General features: G+C 63.7%; 13 protein-coding genes. 3 read left to right on the top strand and 10 right to left on the bottom strand.

The window, feature by feature from the left end:
• Positions 1-41 precede the first annotated feature (41 nt).
• A complete protein-coding gene (gene aspA / locus ACOYO3_RS11790) occupies positions 42-1514 on the top strand; it encodes an aspartate ammonia-lyase (protein ID WP_074323587.1) in 1473 nt (490 codons plus the stop codon).
• A gap of 6 nt (positions 1515-1520) precedes the next feature.
• Positions 1521-2819 (top strand): anaerobic C4-dicarboxylate transporter, encoded by a 1299-nt coding sequence (locus tag ACOYO3_RS11785; protein ID WP_002522878.1) that lies wholly within the window; start codon positions 1521-1523, stop codon positions 2817-2819.
• A gap of 100 nt (positions 2820-2919) precedes the next feature.
• Here the strand turns inward: ACOYO3_RS11785 and ACOYO3_RS11780 are convergent, their stop codons facing one another.
• Entirely contained in the window at positions 2920-3201 is a 282-nt protein-coding gene (locus ACOYO3_RS11780) for a GNAT family N-acetyltransferase (protein WP_002522879.1), read from the bottom strand.
• 137 nt (positions 3202-3338) lie between these two features.
• Between ACOYO3_RS11780 and ACOYO3_RS11775 the strand changes: the two genes are divergently transcribed.
• A complete protein-coding gene (locus ACOYO3_RS11775) occupies positions 3339-4790 on the top strand; it encodes a catalase (protein ID WP_002524601.1) in 1452 nt (483 codons plus the stop codon).
• Between the two features lie 37 nt (positions 4791-4827).
• Here ACOYO3_RS11775 and ACOYO3_RS11770 read toward each other — a convergent pair whose 3' ends face one another.
• The 9 genes from ACOYO3_RS11770 to ACOYO3_RS11730 all read right to left on the bottom strand — a co-directional run bounded on the left by ACOYO3_RS11770 (position 4828) and on the right by ACOYO3_RS11730 (position 19742).
• A complete protein-coding gene (locus ACOYO3_RS11770) occupies positions 4828-6573 on the bottom strand; it encodes an ABC transporter ATP-binding protein (protein ID WP_002524602.1) in 1746 nt (581 codons plus the stop codon).
• A complete protein-coding gene (locus tag ACOYO3_RS11765) occupies positions 6570-8198 on the bottom strand; it encodes an ABC transporter transmembrane domain-containing protein (RefSeq protein WP_002518610.1) in 1629 nt (542 codons plus the stop codon). The genes ACOYO3_RS11770 and ACOYO3_RS11765 overlap by 4 nt, the downstream gene beginning before the upstream one ends.
• Positions 8199-8332: 134 nt before the next feature.
• On the bottom strand, positions 8333-9319 hold the full coding sequence (locus tag ACOYO3_RS11760; protein ID WP_002517368.1) for an ATP-binding protein: 987 nt from the start codon (positions 9317-9319) through the stop codon (positions 8333-8335).
• A gap of 1 nt (position 9320) precedes the next feature.
• Complete coding sequence (locus ACOYO3_RS11755) at positions 9321-11285, bottom strand: magnesium chelatase subunit D family protein (RefSeq protein WP_427305900.1); 1965 nt, start codon at positions 11283-11285, stop codon at positions 9321-9323.
• Positions 11285-15190, bottom strand: coding sequence for a cobaltochelatase subunit CobN (gene cobN, locus ACOYO3_RS11750; protein ID WP_427305899.1), 3906 nt, complete (start codon positions 15188-15190; stop codon positions 11285-11287). Before cobN ends, ACOYO3_RS11755 begins: the two co-directional genes overlap by 1 nt.
• On the bottom strand, positions 15187-16281 hold the full coding sequence (locus ACOYO3_RS11745) for a radical SAM/SPASM domain-containing protein (protein ID WP_002550542.1): 1095 nt from the start codon (positions 16279-16281) through the stop codon (positions 15187-15189). Before ACOYO3_RS11745 ends, cobN begins: the two co-directional genes overlap by 4 nt.
• Positions 16278-17279: an ABC transporter ATP-binding protein gene (locus ACOYO3_RS11740; protein WP_002520985.1), complete on the bottom strand. Its 1002-nt coding sequence runs from the start codon at positions 17277-17279 to the stop codon at positions 16278-16280. Before ACOYO3_RS11740 ends, ACOYO3_RS11745 begins: the two co-directional genes overlap by 4 nt.
• Positions 17276-18415: a FecCD family ABC transporter permease gene (locus tag ACOYO3_RS11735; protein ID WP_002520986.1), complete on the bottom strand. Its 1140-nt coding sequence runs from the start codon at positions 18413-18415 to the stop codon at positions 17276-17278. Before ACOYO3_RS11735 ends, ACOYO3_RS11740 begins: the two co-directional genes overlap by 4 nt.
• Positions 18416-18497: 82 nt before the next feature.
• A complete protein-coding gene (locus tag ACOYO3_RS11730; protein ID WP_002524604.1) occupies positions 18498-19742 on the bottom strand; it encodes an ABC transporter substrate-binding protein in 1245 nt (414 codons plus the stop codon).
• Between the last annotated feature and the right edge of the window lie 35 nt (positions 19743-19777).

The following is a 19777-nucleotide window of genomic DNA, read 5'->3' as shown; positions in this document are numbered from 1 at the left end:
AGTTTAGATGACAAAACAACATATATTGGTTAGGAGTAAAGTTGACTGAGATCCGGATCGAAGAAGATCTTCTTGGGAAACGGGAAATCTCGAATGAGCACTACTATGGAATTCATACTTTGCGGGCTTTAGAGAACTTCCAAATATCACGCGGATGTATGAATGACGAGCCTGACTTCATTCGTGGAATGGTTCAGGTAAAGAAGGCAACAGCTCTGACGAATAAGCAGTTGAAGGTTCTCCCGAGTGATGTCGCTGACGCCATTGTCGCTGCATGCGATGCGATCTTGGATGATGGGCGCTGTATGGACCAATTCCCGACTGATTCCTTCCAAGGAGGAGCGGGAACCTCGATCAACATGAACACCAATGAGGTTGTCGCCAATTTGGCCCTCGAAATGTTGGGATACCCGAAAGGCACCTATGACGTCATCCACCCCAACGATGATGTCAATAAGTCCCAGTCGACTAACGACGCTTACCCCACCGGGTTCCGGCTCGGGGTGTACGCTTTGCTAGAGGGGCTGAAGCGAGCCGTCGCCGACCTCGCAGACAGTTTCGATGCCAAGGCCGAGGAATTTGCCGATGTACTGAAGATGGGGCGTACCCAATTGCAGGATGCCGTCCCCATGACTTTGGGTGAGGAGTTTGACGGGTATGCACACAACATCCGTGCTGAACTGGACCGGCTTGATATTGGAAGCGATCTTCTCGTAGAGGTCAACCTGGGCGGCACCGCCATCGGAACTCGGATCAACACCCCAGACGGATATGCTGAACTTGCTGCTGAGAAACTGGCCGAGGTGACCGGATACCCGATTCGTCCCTCCACCAACCTCATGGAATCGTCTTACGACAACGGCGCCTACATTGCTGTCCATTCTATTATCAAACGCCTAGCAGCGAAGATCTCCAAGATCTGCAACGATTTACGATTGCTTTCATCTGGACCGAGGGCTGGGCTCAAGGAAATCAACCTTCCAGAGATGCAGGCGGGATCGTCCATCATGCCGGCGAAGGTGAATCCGGTCATTCCCGAGGTCGTCAATCAGATCTGCTTCAAAGTATTTGGAAACGATGTCACCGTCTGTTTCGCTGCCGAGGCCGGTCAGCTAGAACTTAATGTGATGGAACCGGCGCTGTCGCAAGCAATGTTCGAGTCCATCCACCTGCTGACCAATGCCTGCGACACGTTGCGTGGCAAGTGCATTGACGGGATCACCGCAAATGTGGAGCGGTGCCGGGAGTATGTCACCAATTCCATCGGTATCGTGACCTACTTGAATGATGTGATTGGACACCATCAGGGTGATCTCATTGGCGAGGAAGCTGCCCGTACCGGAAAGTCAGTTCGTGAGGTCGTCCTCGAACACGACCTCATCCCGGAGGAAAGGCTGGACGAGATCATGTCGACCCAGAACTTCCTGCACCCCCGGTATTCCGGACGTACCTACGAGCCGAGTGACCGCGGTCTCCCGGAGGATCCCAGGACATTCGTGTCCGAGCGTTGCTGACACGCGATGATGCTCTTCATTCAACTGGCCGTCGTCCTACTATTCATCTTCCTGGGGGCACGCAAGGGAGGACTTGGCATCGCCTATGCAGGGGGTGCCGGCGTCATCGTCCTGGGATTACTCGGCTGCAAGGTCGACCCAGGTACTGGTATTCCGTGGGACGTCATTGGGGTCATCATCTCAGTGATTTCTTGCGTGGCGGCGATGGAAGTAGCCGGCGGCCTAGAACTGCTGGTGATGCTCAGCGAACGGATATTGCGGCACAACCCGAAGAGAATCACCTTCCTGGCGCCCACCGTGACGTTCTTCATGACCGTGTTGTGTGGTACCGGACATGTCGCATTCGCCACTCTTCCCGTCATTGCGGAAGTGGCGAAGGAACAGAAGGTGAGACCCTCACGCCCACTATCCATCGCGGCGGTGGCCTCGCAGATCGGCATATGTGCCTCTCCGATTTCGGCGGCGATGGTGGCGATGGCGGCCATTGTTGGCCCCTTGGGGGTTTCGTACCCGAAACTGGTCCTGGTCTCGATCGCTGGGGGTTACGTTGGCTCGATGATTGGTGCGGTTGTTTCCTCAAAACTCGGATGCGAGTTGGAACTCGACCCGGTCTATCTACAGCGACTGGAAAAGGACCAAATCTCGCATCGGGAGGCGGACAACTACAACATCAAGCCCTACGCAAGGCGTTCGCTGATAATCTTCGTGGTATCCCTGGTCGTGGTGATGGCTTATGCCGCTGCCATCACCGCCGTGGACAAGCCCCCGCTGCCGCGAGGCGCCGCCATCATGACGTTTATGATGACTGCCGCCCTCGTCATAGCCACCCTGTGTAAAGTCCCGCTTAACGAGATCACTTCCCAGGCAACCTATAAAAGTGGCACCTCTGCTGCCATCTGCGTGATGGGGGTCGCTTGGCTAGGCAACACCTTCGTGAGTTCAAACATCGACACCATCAAAGCTGCCGGATCGGGAGTCATCCACTCGGCACCGTGGCTGTTGTTCGTGGTGCTATTCCTGGCTGCATCGTTGCTCTACTCGCAGGCCGCAACCACGGTTACGTTCATGCCGGTTGCTGCGGCTCTTGGGCTTCCAGCGTCGGTCCTGGTCGGATGTTTCGCGGCGGCCTCGGCGCTGTTCCTGCTACCCACGTATCCCACCGTGGTGGCTGCGGTCGAGATGGACGATACCGGGACAACGAGGATCGGAAAATACATCTTCAACCATTCGTTCTTGATCCCCGGCATCGTCTCGATATCGGTTGCCTGTTTGGCTTCCTACGGGGTGATGCTCGTAGTCGGATGAATGCCGCCATTCGCACAATCCGTTGAAGTACCCAGTGTGAAAGCGCGTGGGTGGGGCTCAGCCTTGGAAAAGGCTCAGCCCCACCCACGCATTTGGGGGCTCAGATAACGTTCACCGGGTGGTCGGGGTGCTTGTCCAACCACCCTTTGATGAAGGTGCAGTCCGGACGCACCGACAAGTTCTGGCAAGCAATGTCGTCGAGGGCGAAGCGCGCCAGAGCGCTGCCGACACCTTTGCCACTGAAGGCTTCGAATGTTTCGGTATGGAGCATGACGATGACATCCCCCTCGCGTCGGAATTCGGCGAACCCGGCGAGTTCACCGCCGATATAAGCTTCGTAGCGTGACTGCTGGTCGTTTTTGGTGACGGTGGTTTCACTCATACACCCCATTGTCGGGTCATCGTCCCTGGGTTCTGCCTTTCTTGTACAGAATTTCTCCCGTGGCGTTATGAGCTTGGAGATGACCTTGTTGGGGGGCAATCTGGAAGAGAGCACTCAACTCATAAAGAGGAGTCGTCATGCCTATTGATCCCAGCAAGCCGTCAACGAACACCAACGGGTCGCCAGCGCCTAGCGACGAATACTCCCTGACCGTCGGCGCTGACGGCCCGGTAGTGCTCCACGACGCACATCTCATCGACACCCTGGCCCATTTCAACCGGGAAAACATCCCCGAACGCAAGCCTCACGCCAAGGGATCGGGGGCCTTCGGACATCTCGAGGTTACCGCTGACGTCTCGGAGTACACCAAGGCATCCTTCCTGCAGAAGGGGCGCGAAACCCCCATGCTGGCCCGATTCTCCACAGTCGCCGGTGAGCTCGGCAGCCCTGACACCTGGCGTGATGTGCGTGGATTCTCGTTGAAGTTCTACACCGACGAGGGCAACTTCGACATGGTCGGCAACAACACCCCGGTGTTCTTCATGCGTGACCCGATGAAGTTCCCGCATTTCATCCGCTCCCAGAAACGGTTACCGAATTCCGGACTGCGCAGTCCGAATATGATGTATGACTATTGGAGCCTGTCCCCCGAATCGGCCCATCAAGTGGCTTACCTCATGGGACCGCGCGGCATTCCGCTCAGCTATCGCACTATGAACGGCTACTCCTCGCACACCTACTCATGGGTTAACGCCGAAGGGAAGATCACCTGGGTGAAATACCACTTCATCAGTGACCAGGGTGTTCACAACATGACTGCTGACCGGGCCAAAGCGATCGTCGGTGATCACCCAGACATCCACCGCGAGGACCTCTTCAACCACATTGCCGACGGCGACTATCCGTCCTGGACCGTCAAGGTGCAGCTCATGCCCTATGACGAAGCCAAGGATTACCGGTTCAACCCGTTCGACATCACCAAGGTGTGGCCGCATAAGGATTACCCGCTGCACACCATCGGCAAGTTCACTCTGGACCGCAACCCGGAGAACTTCTTCGCCCAGATCGAGCAAGCGGCCTTCTCCCCGTCGAACACCGTTGAGGGCACTGGGTTGTCCCCAGACCGGATGCTGCTGGGTCGTGTCTTCGCCTACAACGATGCCGCCCGCAACCGTCTGGGGGTCAACTATGAACAACTCCCTGTGAACCGGCCCACGACACCGACAAACCAGTACACCTTCGACGGCCAGATGGCCTTCGAGCACTCCGGTTCGGCACCCACCTACGCCCCGAACTCCTACGGTCGCGACTTTGCCACCGGATACCGAACCGGTTCCGAAGCTACCTGGGAGGCTGACGGCGAACTCGTTCGTTCCGCCCAGACCCGGCACGCGGAAGATGACGACTTCGGTCAGGCCCACGCCCTGGTGCATGACGTCTTTTCCGACGCAGAGCGTGACGAGCTCGTCGATACTTTGGTGGACTTGATGGCCAATTTCGACATGGAAGAGCCGGTCATCGGCAACGCGCTGTCCTACTGGCGCAACATCGACGCCGGTATTGCCGAGGCAACCGAGGGCAGAATCTGACGTGTTGATCGTTCCCAGCGCTGGGCTGTACTGCAGCTCAGTGCTGGTTTGACCACACCCGCCACAGCGCCGCAAATGGGCCATCGCTTTGACGCAGTTGCTCTGGTGCCCCGACTTCGACGATCCGGCCGTTGTCCATGACGGCGACCTCGTCGGCCATCGTCACCTGGGACAGTCGGTGGGCCACCACGAGGGCGGTCCGCCCCCTGACAGCCTCAGCTGCGGCACGGTCAAGAGCCGTGGCACCGGAGCTGCCGGCCTCCGCCGTCGCCTCATCAAGGATGATGACGGGCGGGTCTGCCAGCAATGCGCGCGCCAGGGCGACCTGTTGCGCCTGGGCAGGTGACAGGCGGATTCCCAACCGTCCCACCACGGTGTCGACGCCGTGAGGGAGCTGCTCGACCCAATCGGCCCCGACCCGTTCCAACGCGGCGAGGACGGCGTCGCGGACGCGCTCGTCAGGCCAGTCCTCGGCCTGCCCGGCTAGCCCCAATGCGACATCGTCGAAGAGGGTGCCGGAGAAGGTGTGGATTTCCTGGCTGATAAGCACCGTCCGGGCATGGCCCGATATCATGGTGATGCTTCCCTGCCGGGGTTCCAGCAACCCCGCGACAAGGGCCGCCAAGGTCGACTTGCCTGCCCCCGACTCCCCGACGAGCACCACGGTGTGTCCGGCCGGAATGTCCAGACTCACCGTATGCAGCACATCGGGCCCGTCCTGATAGCCAAAGCTCACCTGATCCACGTGGATCGACGTCGGCCCGCGCTGGTACCGCTCGGAGACGGCCGGTTTGTCGTGGCGGGCCTGGATGACGCCCACCACTCGCTGCAGACATACCCATGCGGCCTGCAGGTTGTTGAGGAACATGAGCAGGAACCGCACAGGGGAGAACAACCTCAACAGCACCAGCACCGCTGTTGCAGCCGCGCCGACGCTCAGCCGGTCGGTGGTGACAAGCAGGTATCCCGTCCAGGCGACGCCGATAGTCGCCACCGCCTCGCCCGCTAGCAGCCGCACGACAAGGGTGTTGCCGAGGAATCGTCCGCGTAGGTTCCAGCGGATCGCCTGCCATGATCCGTTGGCCACCGCCCGGGTGCGCAGGTTTTCCAGGCCGAAGGCGCGCACGACGTCCACCCCGTGAATCGTCGAGAGAATGCGCTGGGACTGGGTCGTCGACGCGTTTCTTTCCGCCCGGTACACCGGTGGGGCCGTGCGCAGGAACTCCCGGATTGCGAGGCCGTAGAGCACCCCAGCAAGGAAGACGGGGACGAAGAAGAGCGGGTGCAAGCTGGCCAGCGCACCCACTGACACGATCACCATGATCATGGTGTTGACGAGACGGGGGAGGGCGCCATTGGCGGCGTCGCGCACAGCCGTGACATCGTCGGAGGCCCGTGAGACGAGATCGGCGGTACCGGCTTTCTCGACCCGCTGCTGGTCCAGCCCCAAGCCGACCGCGATCATGGATTCCCGCAACCGGGTGATGATGGTCGTGAAGAAGGACGGCGTGAGGGACTGTGCGGCACCGTTACAGATCCGCGACCCGATCACCGCGGCAGCCATTACCAACGCCGGGGTAAGTAGCGCCGAGGTCGGACGGTGAGCCTTGGCCGCGTCAATGATCCAGCCGGTGGCCACCGGCACCGTCAGATCAAGCAGAGACGCCGCCGTGATCACCACGATTGCCCCGATGAAGTAGCCGCGCACTCCGCGAGCTGCCCGCTGGACCTCCTGGCGAACCTGGGCGGCAGTGGCGAGTGGCAATGAACGCGGGGTACTCATGACAGCATTTCCCGGTAGTCGTCGCGGGCCAGCAGTTCGCGATGCGGGGCCCGTGCGATCTGACGGCCGTCGGCGTCGAGCAGCACCACCTCGTCCATCTGGTCCAGCAAGGCCGGGGATGTCGTAGCGATGATGGTGGTGCGTCCGGCTCGCAACTGCCGCACCTTCCTGGCGATGGTGGCGGTGGTGACGGCGTCGATGCTCGTGGTGGGGTCAATGAGAACGAGGCCGTCAGGAGAGTGCAGCAGGGCACGCGCCAGGGCTAGGCGTTGACGCTGACCCCCGGATACGTGGCGACCGCCCTCTCCGACCTCGGTCTCCAACCCCCGTGGTAACACGGCGACGACAGTGTCCAAAGCGGCTGCGTCGACGACGGCATTCAGCCTGGCGACAGTCGTCTGGCTGTCAAGCACGATGTTCGCACGGGCAGTATCGTCGAACAGTTCGGGGGAGCGGGGAGCCACCAGCACCAGACGACGCCGTTGGGCAGGGTTGAGGCGACTGGCGGGAACCCCATTCAAGACGGTCTCGGAGCCGTGGTCTATCGCCTCGGCCAAGGCGTCACAGACCGATTGAGGCGCCATGACACCCACATGGGTGCCGCCGGCGACGTCAAGCTGGAAATCCCTGACCGGGATGTGCAACTCCACCGGGCCATCACCCGGTGTGGTGCGGGCACCGTCGTCGGGGTGGATCTGCCAGGCTGCCGGGCTATCACGCAACTCACAGAATCGGTCCCCGGAGGCGTGGGCGGTGGCCAACATCGTCGCGGTGTCGACGCCCAGTGCTCGCAGCGGAGGGCCGAGGGTTTGGGCCAGCCCGACCACGGTGACGAGTTCCCCGACACTGATACGCCCGGCTAGGGTGAGCCACCCAGCTAGCACCGTCAGCGCGGTGATGAATACTCCCACCGAGGCGTTAATCGTCCCGGTGTAGACCCCCTTGACGCGTCGGGTGCGTAGGGTGGCGTCGAGGCCTTGGCGGCTGGCGGTCCGGAACCTTGCGGTGGCTCGGCGTTGCGCCGATAGCCCCTGTATTATCCGCAACCCACTGGTGAGGTCGGCGGCCGACCCGGCGACGGCGGCCTCGGCGCGGCGCTCACGCCGGGTGCTGCGCTTGACCGGGGCGACCCCCTTCACCGACAACAGGATGAGCAGCGGCACGATGCACACCGTCGCCAATGCCAACCAGCCGTTGATGAGGGTCATCGAGATCAGGGCACCGAGCAGGGTGACAACGTTGCCAGGGATCGACGTCAACGCGATGAAGGCGCGCGACACCGCCCGCACATCAGTGACGACGACCGCGAGCAGATCACCGGGAAGCCGCGAGCGCCCACCGATCCCCTCCGGGGCAGTGATCCGTTCGAGGGCCTGAATCCGCAAGTCGTGTTCGGCCAAACCGGCTCCGACATTGGTCTGCATCCGGATCGTCTGGGCTATTGCGCGCACCAGGTATGCCAGCGCGACCAGGGCCAGCCATCCGGTCAAGGCAGCGGCATCGGCAGCCACCACTCCGTCGTCAATGGCACGTCCCAGAGCCATCGGCACGCCGATGTTCACCAGGCTGACGAAGGCCGAGGAGACTGACCCGGGCAGTAGCCAGCGCCGCCCATCGCGGGCCATCCGGCGCACCACTGCCCGCCCATCGTGGGCATGGGTGACGTCGATCAGAGGGGCGTCAATGGGCGGTGGGGTTTGCCGGGGGATGTGCGGAAGCCAGCCCAGTTTCGGATGCCAGTGTCGGCGTGGGGTGCGTATCACACTGCCCTACCAACTGACTCGAGTGGTTGTCGTCTCATCCGGTGCGGCAGGACGAGCCGGGCAGCTTGAGAGAGGTCCTCTGTGGTGATCTCGGTGCAACCGTTCCAGGCTGCCAGAGTGCGCGCCGCCCGGACCATCATGATGTCGGCGCGGTGACCGTCGACGTGTGCGTTGATGCAGGTACGAGCCGCCGTCGTGAGAGTTTCGTCGGAGATGACTACCTGGGTGACGAGCTCAGTAGCACGTTGGATCCGTTCGCTGAGCTTGTGGCCATCCTGTTCCCATGTGCGTGAGAAGCCACCAGGGTCGTCCTCAAAGGCCATTCGGCGCCGGATTACCTCGGTGCGCTTGTCCGGGTCGTCCTCCCCGCTGACGGTGACGCACAGCCCGAAGCGGTCGAGCAACTGGGGGCGCAGTTCGCCCTCCTCCGGATTCATGGTGCCGACCAGGGTGAACCGGGCTGGATGGGTGACGCTGACCCCCTCTCGCTCTACGGTGTTGACGCCCATGGCGGCTGAGTCCAGCAGCAGGTCAACGACGTGGTCGTCGAGGAGGTTGACCTCGTCGACGTAGAGGATCGCCCGGTGCGCGGCTGCTAGCAGACCCGGCTCGAAACGGCGTCGCCCCTCCCGCAGGGCTGTCTCCATGTCGAGAGTGCCGGTGACGCGATCCTCAGTGGCTCCCACCGGCAGCTCGACGACCGGCACCTGCACGGTGCGAGGCTCGGGCATGACCTCAGGCAGGTTCAGTGCGACCGCGTGGGTCGGGTACTCGTCGGGGGACAGGTGGTAGGGCCCGGGAATCTCCCGGTGTTGCGGCAGTAGGGCTGCTAGTCCGCGCACCGCGGTGGACTTGGCGGTGCCTTTCTCGCCGCGGATAAGTACCCCGGACAAATCGGGGCTGATGGTAGCGAGGATGAGAGCCAGCTTCATCTCCTCCTGACCGACGATGGCGCAGAAGGGATAGACGGGGCGTTGTGCCATGTCAGCGGTCCTTTCGGGGAGATTGGTGGGAGGGGTCAAGTCGAGAGACGACGTTGACGAGGTCGTCAGCCCGCAGGTCGTCGATGCGCAGACAAGGTCCACCCAAGGCTGTGGCAATGTCGCGGGCCCGAGACAGCTGGATACCTCGTGGGTCCTCGGTGTCGATGACGACCCAGCTGAGTCGTGTGTCGACGCCGAGCTTGGTTGCCACCCGAATCGCCTCATCGGTGGCCTGGGAGTTGGGACGGCCGTCCAGACTGACGTTGCCGCGCCCGTCGGTGACGAGGATGAGTAATGGTCGCAGCCCGGGGTCCTTGAGGAGCAGGGGCCGTACCACCTCGCAGGCCTTAATCAGTCCGGCCGACAGCGGGGTGCGCCCACCGACCGGTAGCTCTGCCAAACCGTGCTGGGCTACCTCCACCGAGGAGGTCACCGGCACCAGCACCTCGGCCCGGTCGCGACGGAAACCGATAAGGCACACCCGATCACGCTTGACGTAGGCGTCCAAGAGGAGGGACAGCACGGCCCCCTTAGAGGCGGTCATTCGTCCTCGTGACCCCATCGACCCGGAAGCGTCGACTACGAAGATCACGCAGGAGGCGGCTCGTCCGGCCCGTACTTTGGCCCGCCAGTCGATCGGTTTGACGTGCACCGCCAGGTCTGGACGCTCGGTGGCCCGACGTGACTTCTGATGAACCGACGCCGCGCGAAGGGTGGCGTCCAGGGCGAGGTCGTCAGGGCGGTCGGTGGGTCGGGCTGAGACGTAGCGGCCACGTCGATCGTTACTGCGGGTGCGCAGACGTCGTCCGCAGGCGCGACGGGCGAAGCGGTCCTGACTAGGTTCCAAGGGGCGGACGGCGAACGGGTCCCCGGCGGCAACCACCTGTTCACCGCTGCCCGAGGGTTGTTTCCGCGGGTCGTGCTGGCCGTCGTCTCGCTGGTTCTGGGGACCGTCGTGGTATTCGGGTTGTTGTTCGCCTGAACTGCTGGGCGGCGTGGCAAGATTCTCGCCCGCCTGCCGTTTTTCCACGTCGGGGTCGGGTCGCTCGGGTTCCCGGGGACGTTGTTCGGGCTGGTCCGGCTGATCGTCGGGGTGCTGGTTGCGCGGCGGCGGAGACTCCGACGGGGTCTCGACGCGACGGCGGTGCCTCAGTACCATCTCGCTGATCGTTAACACGTCGTCCTCGGTGGCGACGCCGCGACCGACCAGGGCGGCATGAGCCCGCGTGGCTTCGGCCATGACGATGTCGGCGCGGTGCCCAGCAACGTGGTTCTGCCGACACAGGCAGGAGATGAGTTCGGTGACGACCTCGTCCAGTCGGACTCCGGCGACGATGTGCCGCGCTCTCTCGATGACTGCGGCCTGACGGTTCTGGTCGCTCTGCCAGCGGTGGTCGAACTCGGCCGGATCGGCGTCGTGGTCGAGGCGCCGCCGGATGATCTCAGCCCGGACGGCCGGGTCGGACTCGCCGTGCACGTCGATGCACAGTCCGAACCGGTCCAACAACTGCGGACGCAGTGCCCCCTCCTCGGGGTTCATGGTTCCCACCAGCACGAATCGGCTCGGCAGGGAGGCCGTCAATCCCTCACGCTCCACCCGCACGGTCCCGGCGCAGGCGTCGATGACGAGATCGACGAGGTGGTCGTCGAGGAGGTTGACCTCGTCGATGTAGAGCACCCCTCCGTCGACCTCGCTAAGCAGACCCGGCTGGAGGACGGGGCGTCCCGCCACCAGGGTGGCTTCCAGGTCCAACCCGCCGACAAGACGATCCTCGGTGGTTCCCAGAGCCAGGGTGCGCATGACGTGACCGGGTAACAGCTCGACGAGACCACGAACCACTGTCGATTTGGCCGTTCCCTTCTCCCCACTAAGGATGACCCCACCGATACGCGGGTTGACCGCGCACAGCAGCAGAGCGAGTCTGGCTTCGTCCTGCCCGACGACGGCGGTGAACGGATAGGTCATTAGACCAACCCCAGCTCGGACAGGTCAAGTCCACCGGCAGGGTTCTGCGGAGGCGCACCCACCCGGGTGTTCGGGGCGATCGCGGGGTCGTCGGAGACCTCTTCGATGGTGCCCTCGATGTCAGCGTAGGTGTTCTCGAGTTCCTCGACAATGCTCGGATTGGCCTCCCAGACGTGACGTTGGGCGGCGTCGAGCAGTTTGTCGACGATGTTGTGCAGGGCGTGCGGGTTGACCTGCCGGAACCATTCCTGCATCGCCGGGTCGAGGGCGTAACGACGCGCAACTCGTTCCCATAGGCCGTCATCGACGACGTCGGCGGTGGCGTCCCAGCCGATGAGGATATCGAGTACTGCGGATAGGTCGCCGGCTCCTTTATATCCGTGACGTTGCAGTCCCTCGATCCACGATGGGTTGAGGATTCGTGAGCGCAAGATGAGTCGGGTTTCCTCGGTGGTGGTGCGCGTGGCGATGCGGGTCGGATCCGAAGAGTCCCCTACCAGCGACATCGGCGCCTCGCCTCGTACCGTCGTCGCAGCAGCGATAAGCCCGCCGTAGTAGTTGTAGAAGTCGGTGCAGCTGAGCATGTCGTATTCGCGGGTGTCCTCATTCTTGACGGTGACGTCCATGCGTTTCAGGCTCGCGGTGAACCGTTCGGTTTCCACCTGTCCGAGCACTCCCTCACCGTAGGCGTGGGACGAGGCGGCAATGTAGGCCCGGCCCAGGTCGGCCTTGCCCTGCCACGCTTTGGTCTCGATGAGCTCCTCCACCCCGGCACCGTATCCGCCGGGCGGGCATCCGAAGACCCGGAGGGTCGCCTTGCGGCGGGCTTGCTCGACGTCAATCCCGCGGGCAGTCATTTCGACGACGTCGGCCTCGACGTGGGCGCGCAGCATGTTGTCGTCGTCAGGTTCGGGGAGGGCTGCGACCATCCGCACCGCCCGGTCGATCATCTCGACGAGGTTGGGGAAGGCATCACGGAACAGGCCGGAGATGCGCGGGGAGACGTCGATACGGGGACGCCCCAGCTCGCAGGGCTCGATGATCTGCAACCCGCTGACGAGCCCGGAGGACTCCCAGACCGGGCGCACCCCCATGAGGTACAGAATCTCGGCGATGTCGGCCCCTCCACTGCGCATATTCGGGGTACCCCAGACCACCACCCCGACGGTGCGCGGCCACGGTTGGTCGGGGTGGGCCTCGGCATACCCTCGGAGGAGTTGGTCGGCCAGTTCGACCCCCTCACGCCATCCCGTCGGGGTGGGCATGGTCTGGGGATCCAGGGAAAAGAAGTTTCGGCCGGAGGGCAGGATGTGGGCGTTGCCACGGCTGGGCGCTCCCGACGGCCCAGGGGCCACGAACCCGCCGTCGAGGGCCGTCATGATGGCGTCGATCTCGTTGTTGGTGGCGTCCAGCCGGGGCATGAGGTCTGTGAGGACCCAGGTGAGGGTTTCGATGACGTCCCCACGTTCGGCACCGAGTTGCTCATGACACAACTGGGCCGCCAGATCGTGCGCTTCGGTGTCGTCGGGGTGCCGGTCGCGGTGACGGACGACAACAGGGGTGAGCAGCTTCACGCAGCGACGATGAGCCTCGGACATAAGCTGGCGTCCGGTCAGACCGTCGGGCAGGTCGGCGGTGACGGGCACTGGCTCGCCGGCTTTAGCAGAGACCTCGTCAAGGCTGGTCCCCCAGGCATTCAGCACGGCTTCGCGTAGGGACGGTACCGGCCCGTTGAGCTGACGGGTGAGTTGGGCGACGTACTCCACCTTGGCGGCGATCGGGTCGTCGTGTCCGGCGACGACTTGGCCCAGCACGTGCAGACCGTCAGAGATTTCACGGTCCTGCAGGTCGAGCAGATGATGGTGGACCCTGTCGAGCACCTCGACGGGGTCGGCGTCGACGTCGGCACTCGTCAGACCCAGATCGGTGTCCAGGCCTGTTTTGGTGACGGCGTCCCATACCTGCTCGGCGACAAGTCGGGCGCGCTGGGGGCTTTGCGACTGCGCCCCGGCGTATTCGCGCAAGATGCGGTCGATCTCGGCGGTGGAGTCGTATAACTCGGCCTGACGCATCGGTAGGGTGAGGTGGTCGATGAGGGCTGCGGCACTGCGCCGCTTAGCCTGGGTGCCCTCCCCAGGGTTATTGATGATGTACGGGTAGATGTTGACCATCCGGTCCAAGGCAAGCTCCGGGTAGCACTCCTCGGACAGGCCCAGCCCTTTGCCGGGTAGCCATTCCAGGCTCCCGTGGGTGCCGACGTGGATCACAGCCTCAGCTTTGAACACGTCACGGATCCAGCGGTAGTGGGCTAGGTAGTGGTGGGGCGGGGGCAGGAGTGGGTCGTGGATGTCGGAATCAGTGACAGCTTCGAAATTTCCCCGCGGCGGCTGGATCGTCAACAACACGTTGCCGTCGAGGTGCCCGGCGAAGGAAAATTCGTCGTGGTGGACGAAGAGGGATCCCGGGTGCGGGCCCCAAGCGCGATCCATCGACTCGCGGACGGATGCGGGAAGTGCCCGGTACCAGGACCGGGAGGTGGCAAGGTCAGCATGGACCTCGGCGCGCTGATACATCTGCTCGGGGGTGAGCCAGCGCTGGTCGCAGGTCAACGATGACAACAGCACCTGAGCGAGGTCGTCGGCGCTGTCGAACTGTTCTGGGACGTCGTAGCCATCCTCGGCCATTCGGACGAGGAGCCGGCGTACCGACTCAAAGGTGTCCAGCCCGGTGGCGCAGCCGATCCGGTCATTACGCGGCGGATGGTGGTGGAAGACGATCGTCACTTTGCGTTGGTTGGCGGGGGTGCGGGCCAGCCGGGCCCACGAAAGGGCCAGTTCGGCCATCGCCTCGGGGCGGCCGGGGACTGGGACCATGTGTGGTACGACGGCTCCGGTGAGATCGTCGACCCGATCGACTTCTCGGGTGGCCAGGAATTTAGTGATGAGGGCACCGTCGAATTCCGGCTGGGCGGCCTGGGTGGCAACGTCCATCGCCCCCATACCCTGGGCCTTCCATGCCGCCAACGGGGCGTAGGAGGTCAAGGCGTGCAGCACGCTCACCCCAAGTTTCGGATAGGCGTCCGCGTTGGCAGGTACGCCGGCGGTCATGGACATGCCGTGGACGTCGATCAGGGTGTCGATGACGCGGTTGCCATCCTCGTCGCGTAGCAGAGCTTCGAGGGTTTGGGCCATGCTGGGGTTACCGCGGCGGGCGTCAGGAAGACGCAAACAGAAGAACGGCACAGTGTTGGCGTCGAGTCTCTCGATGGCCTCGATCAGGGCTTCGATGTGCGCGGTGTTGTGCTCCAGCCAGTAGCTGCGCGGGAAGGTGATCCCAACGGTGGGCAGATCGGGGTCCAGATGGTGCCGGTACTCGGCCAGGTTGGTGAACAGGCCGTGACGTGGATGCCAGATCCCCTCGGTGGGGGCGGGGATGACGTCGGGGATGGGGGCTGACCCACCCCGCACCCGGTCGACGAGGATCCGTAGCGCCGCCTCGACGTTGTCCGGGCCGCCCATCTCCAGCAGCCCGATGAGACCCCTCCAGGTGCCGTCGTCGAGCCCGCTGGCCCAGTCCTGGGCGGCCAAGAGCCCGTCATCGTCACCGGAGGTGGGTTGGATGTGGATCCACGGCAGCGGCAGACCGGATTCGCGACGGTTTTTCCACGCCTCGACCAGTGCGGGCCATGCCGGGCAGGAAGTGGTACCGCCGTGGAAACTAAGCACGATGGCGTCACTGCGGGCGGCCGCCTGGGCGAAGGCGCGGGCTAGTTCCGGGTCGGTGATCTGATCCTTGGTGCGGCCGAAGAGGGTGATCTCGAGACCACGAGTGCGTAGCCGTGACAAGGCTTGGCTGACGAGGGTGAGTTCGCCGCCGATGGCCGAGAAGAAGCTCAGGGTGGTCATGATGCACTTTCCAGACGGGCGAGAGTGCTGTCGATGAGGCAGGTGAGGGGAGTCCGGCGCTGTTCCGGGTCGGCAAGGGCATTGGCCTCTACTCGGGATGGGCAATCGCCGGGGCATCGTCCGGCCAAGGCGCAGCGGTGACAGGGTCCGCGCAGGGTGTGGCGATCTTGCGAGAAACGCCGTCGCAAGCTTTCCCAGTCGATGCTATGGACGGTTCCCGCCCGGGAAGCCATATCTCCGACAGCTTGAGAACAGGGGTAGACGCTGCCACCGGGTGCGACCGCCATTGATTCCCGGACCGCCGCATGGCAGTAGGGGTGGTTCGCCACGGGGAGCAGAGTGCGGCCCGCGGGGTCGACGGCGCTGGTCGTGGGTACAGGGCCACGGCGGAGTGCAGTCCTGACGGTCTCCAACTCCCGCCAGCGCAGGGGCGTGGCGCGCAGCGCGTTGATCTGTGCCAGCCGCCGGTAGAGCGTGGTGATCCCGTCGATGACGGCCTCGTTGCAGGGCACGAGATCGTCTCGCCCGGTTGCGCTCCCGATTGCCACAAGCGGGTCGAGCCCGAATCCGGTGACGTTGGGAAGCGTGGCGAGAGTGACGGCCAGCTCGTCTAGGTGCTCGACGTTGAGGGCTGACAGCACTGTTGTCACCCGCACCGGGATGTCTGCGTGAGCGAGGGCGAGCAGGCCCCGGAAAGTCTGCGCCGCCGAACCGCGCGTCTTTTCGTGCACTGGGGGTGGCCCGTCGACGCTCACCCCGACTCGGACGCTGTGGCGTTTCAGCATGGCGATGATGTCGCCGTCGAGGCGGGCAGCATTGGTCTGGATGCCGCAGGTGACCTTTTCCCACCGAATTTCCACAACACGCTTGGCGACGTGCTCAATGAGGGAGGGCACCAGAGTCGGCTCCCCGCCGGCCAGTTGGACGTGGGCGGGCCGCCCGGTGGTGCGTACATCCTCGGCGACGAGGTCCAAAGCGGTGTCTGCCACCTCAACGGGCATTCGGCCGCCTCGACGGTCGCGGCGGTAACAGTAGGGACAAGTGAGATCGCAGGCCGCGGTCGGCCACAAGACGAGATAACGCACGGTCATGACCGGGCACGCTCCCTGTGACGACCGATGAGATGCTCGTGGAGCTGGGAGAGGGTGGGTAGTACACAGTCGTCGACCGCCCAACCTTCATCGGTGACTCCGATCGTTAGTACCTCGTCACCCGGCTGCTCAACGACCCGGTACCCGGATCGGGTCAGAACGTGGTGAGCGAGGTCGGCGTCTACACCGTGACCGACGACCCGTGCGACCGGGCGCCCGGCATCGGATTGCCAGAAGGTGAGGGTGCGAAGGTCGAAGGTGATTCCCTCGGTACGGAAGGCTGCCTCAAGCGCACCGTTGCGGGCCAGGTCCTCCGGTGCCCCGATTACAACGTCGGTGTTGTGCCCGGCTACCCACAGAGTGTCGGCGTAACGCATCACCGGCTCGATGTCGTGGCTGCACACCACCACGGCGATGTTGCGCGCCGTGCATACCTTGCGCAGCATGCCGAGCAGGGCGATCCGTCCCGGTGGGTCGAGGAAAGAGGTCGGCTCGTCGAGCAGCAGTATGGACGGCTCCTGGGCCAGCGCCCGGGCCACCATCACCCGTTGACGCTGACCGTCCGACAGCTCACCGATGAAGGCGTCGGCCAGATCGGCAGCGCCCACCGCCGTCAGCGACTCGTCGATGACCGCATGGTCATGGGGCCGCAGCCGCCCACCGATGCCCGAATGTGGATGGCGCCCCAGCGAGACGACGTCGCGGCAGGTGAGCCGGGCCACCGACACCCGGTCGGTCAGCACGGTCGAGAGGGCCTGGGCGACCTGACGGCGCGACATCCGGGACGTCGGGGTGCCGTTGATCTGCACCTCGCCGGAAAGGCTCGGCTGCAGTCCAGCGACCGAGCGCAGCAGGGTGGACTTTCCGGCACCGTTGGGCCCCACGAGCCCAATCATCTGCCCGGCAACCACCGAACCCGTCACCCCCGACAGCACCCTCGTGACGTGGCGGCCCGAACGGTACCCGACCGTCAGGTTCGACAGTGCGAGACCGGTCATGTCGCCTCCGCCTCCCGGTACCAGCGGATGAGGATGACCATGACGACCGGCGCCCCGAAAACTGCGTTGACGGCGTTGACGGGCAGCACGTCGTCACCGGGCAGCTGTGCCAGGATGTCGGCCATCAATGCCAGGGAACTGCCGGTGAGGATGCATCCGGGCAGCAGATGACGATGATCGGCCGTCCCCAACACCCCACGCGTCAGGTGGGGAATGGCGATTCCCAGGAAGCCGATCGGCCCGCAGAACGCGGTGGCGGCACCGGCGAGAATGGCTGTGCTCGCCACCAGCAGGGTGCGCATCACCTTGAGGTTCATCCCCATCGTCTGAGCGTAACGTTCCCCCAGCAACAAGGCGTTAAGCGGCTTGGCGAGCAGCAGGCTGGCGAGGATCATGGCCACAATGATCGGCACCATGACTCGCAGGTTCTGCCACGTCACACCGTGGTAGCTGCCGAACTGCCAGCGGGTGTACTGGGCAATGAGCTCTGGGCTCGCCCGCGACAGCAGCACGGTGACCCCAGACGAGACGAAGTACCCGATCATGACGCCGAGCAGCAGCAGGATCGTCGAGGAGTGGATGAATCGTCCTGCCAGCATGACGATGAGCAGCACGACGGCTGCCCCCAGAGCGGCTGCCACCATGATCAACAGGTCCGGTCCGATGCCCAATCCGGAGGCGAAGGTCGCCGCACCCGCCGATGCCGAGGTGGACAGCACCACCAGGGCGACGCCGAGACTGGCACCCGACGAGATACCCAGTACGTACGGGTCGGCCAAGGGATTGCGGAAGAGAGTCTGCATCTCCAGCCCGGACATTCCCAGCGCCGCCCCGACGAGCAGGGCGGTGATGGTGCGAGGCTCTCGGACATCGTGGATGATCGTCAGGGAGACAGGATCGACGTTGGTACCCCCGGTAATGACCGTCATGACGTCACCTAGCGGGATGTTCACCGATCCCAACGCCAGGCCGGCCAGGGTGACGGCGACGAAGATCGCTGCGAGGATCGTGAAACGTACTGGCAACGGCAGCCCGCGCCGCCCCTGCGTCTGCCGGCTTCGTACATCCCGGTGATCCCGCACGTCCTGGCCTGGTGCCTCTCGGCTCTGCGACGTCTCCTGGTGGCTGTGTCTCACTGGTTGCCCCTGATACGTCCGCGGTGTGCCTCGGGGCGTTCGCGCCTCTCGTGACGGCACTGCATCATGTACCGAGGTGCAGTCACTTCGCGGTGGCCTTGCGGTAGAAGTGGAACTGGTGATCGCGGTCCAGCTCGGGGTGCAGGATCGCCGTCAGGTTCGCCAGGACGAGGTCGGGACGTACGACTCCGGTCTGCCAGTAGTCGTTGCCGTGCTTCGGGTCGGCTCGCGGGGTGGCGTCCCACATATTGCCGTTGTCGAGGGCCTTGAGCGACTTCAGACGTGGGTCGGCCTTGAGGATCTGCGGGATGGACGACTTCTCCGGCCCGTCGATCCAGAAGTCGGCGTCGTGGGCCTGCTTGATGACGGCCTCGGTGTCCAGCTTCCTCGAGGCCACCCCGTGGAGGTCCTTGAACACGTACTCACCACCGGCGTCACGCAGGAACTGGATGGCGTAGTTCTCGTTGGGTTTGATGTACCAGACGCCCTTGTACTGTGATCCGTGGAGCACGGTCGGTCGTGTCTTGACCTTGGCGGTGCGTTTCGCGGTCGCGTGGTACTTCTCGGCGATCTCGTCATACTTCTGGTTCGCAGTCTTCTCGGCATTGACGAACAACGAGTCGTACTTGATCCACTCGGCACGTCCCAGCGGGGTGCTCTCGAGGAAGTTCGGCTCGGCAACGACCGGGATGCCCATCTCCTTGATCTTGTCGATCTTGCTGGTGTTGTCGCTGCCGCTGACGAGGTTGAAGATGAACAGGTCCGGGCGCAATGCCGCCAATTTCTCGGTGTTGATCTCGGTGGCGTTGTCGCCTGCCGCGAAACTGGCGACCTTGTGGTCCTTGAGGGCCTGACGAGTGTCCGGATTCCCGACTCTGTCGACGTTGACCATGCCAGCCACGGAGTCCAGCTTTCCCAACATCTGAAACTTCATTGGCAGGGTCGTCGAGCCCAACGCCACCTTAGTGGTGGGAATGGTGATCCGCTGCGCCTTGGCGAGCTCACCGTCCAGATGCGGGTCGGGGACACCACACTGCACCAGGACGTACTGCACCGGTTTCGTCGCGGTGTTCGACGGGTGCTTGAGCGTCACGACCTTGTACGACTTGTGGTACGACACGGTGATGTCGCGAGCGTCGCCTAAGGTGGCCTTGTCGCCGAAGTAATCCTTCGAGGGGTCGAAGTCCTTGATGCAGCCCTGCCGGGAGGACCCGCTGGACGACGTGTTCGCCGAGGAACCCGACTGCTCGGAGTGTGAGCACCCGGTGAGGGTGGCGACGCACATGGTGGTGGCGGCCAGACCCGCCACCAGACGATTGATGGACATGTTTGCTCCAGAAAATGGTGAAGGGAGGGTGTGCG

Source organism: Cutibacterium sp. KBN10P07758 (assembly GCF_050286205.1).
Classification (GTDB): Bacteria; Actinomycetota; Actinomycetes; order Propionibacteriales; family Propionibacteriaceae; genus Cutibacterium; species Cutibacterium acnes.
This window is presented reverse-complemented; position numbering and strand designations above follow the sequence as displayed.

What these genes read in the sequence shown, in the direction of transcription:
- cobN (WP_427305899.1), bottom strand. Translation starts at nt 15,190, where the DNA reads ATGACCACCCTGAGCTTCTTCTCGGCCATCGGCGGCGAACTCACCCTC.
- ACOYO3_RS11780 (WP_002522879.1), bottom strand. Translation starts at nt 3,201, where the DNA reads ATGAGTGAAACCACCGTCACCAAAAACGACCAGCAGTCACGCTACGAA.
- ACOYO3_RS11755 (WP_427305900.1), bottom strand. Translation starts at nt 11,285, where the DNA reads ATGACCTATCCGTTCACCGCCGTCGTCGGGCAGGACGAAGCCAGACTC.
- ACOYO3_RS11775 (WP_002524601.1), top strand. Translation starts at nt 3,339, where the DNA reads ATGCCTATTGATCCCAGCAAGCCGTCAACGAACACCAACGGGTCGCCA.
- ACOYO3_RS11785 (WP_002522878.1), top strand. Translation starts at nt 1,521, where the DNA reads ATGATGCTCTTCATTCAACTGGCCGTCGTCCTACTATTCATCTTCCTG.
- ACOYO3_RS11740 (WP_002520985.1), bottom strand. Translation starts at nt 17,279, where the DNA reads ATGACCGGTCTCGCACTGTCGAACCTGACGGTCGGGTACCGTTCGGGC.
- ACOYO3_RS11745 (WP_002550542.1), bottom strand. Translation starts at nt 16,281, where the DNA reads ATGACCGTGCGTTATCTCGTCTTGTGGCCGACCGCGGCCTGCGATCTC.
- ACOYO3_RS11730 (WP_002524604.1), bottom strand. Translation starts at nt 19,742, where the DNA reads ATGTCCATCAATCGTCTGGTGGCGGGTCTGGCCGCCACCACCATGTGC.
- ACOYO3_RS11765 (WP_002518610.1), bottom strand. Translation starts at nt 8,198, where the DNA reads ATGGCCCGCGATGGGCGGCGCTGGCTACTGCCCGGGTCAGTCTCCTCG.
- ACOYO3_RS11770 (WP_002524602.1), bottom strand. Translation starts at nt 6,573, where the DNA reads ATGAGTACCCCGCGTTCATTGCCACTCGCCACTGCCGCCCAGGTTCGC.
- ACOYO3_RS11760 (WP_002517368.1), bottom strand. Translation starts at nt 9,319, where the DNA reads ATGGCACAACGCCCCGTCTATCCCTTCTGCGCCATCGTCGGTCAGGAG.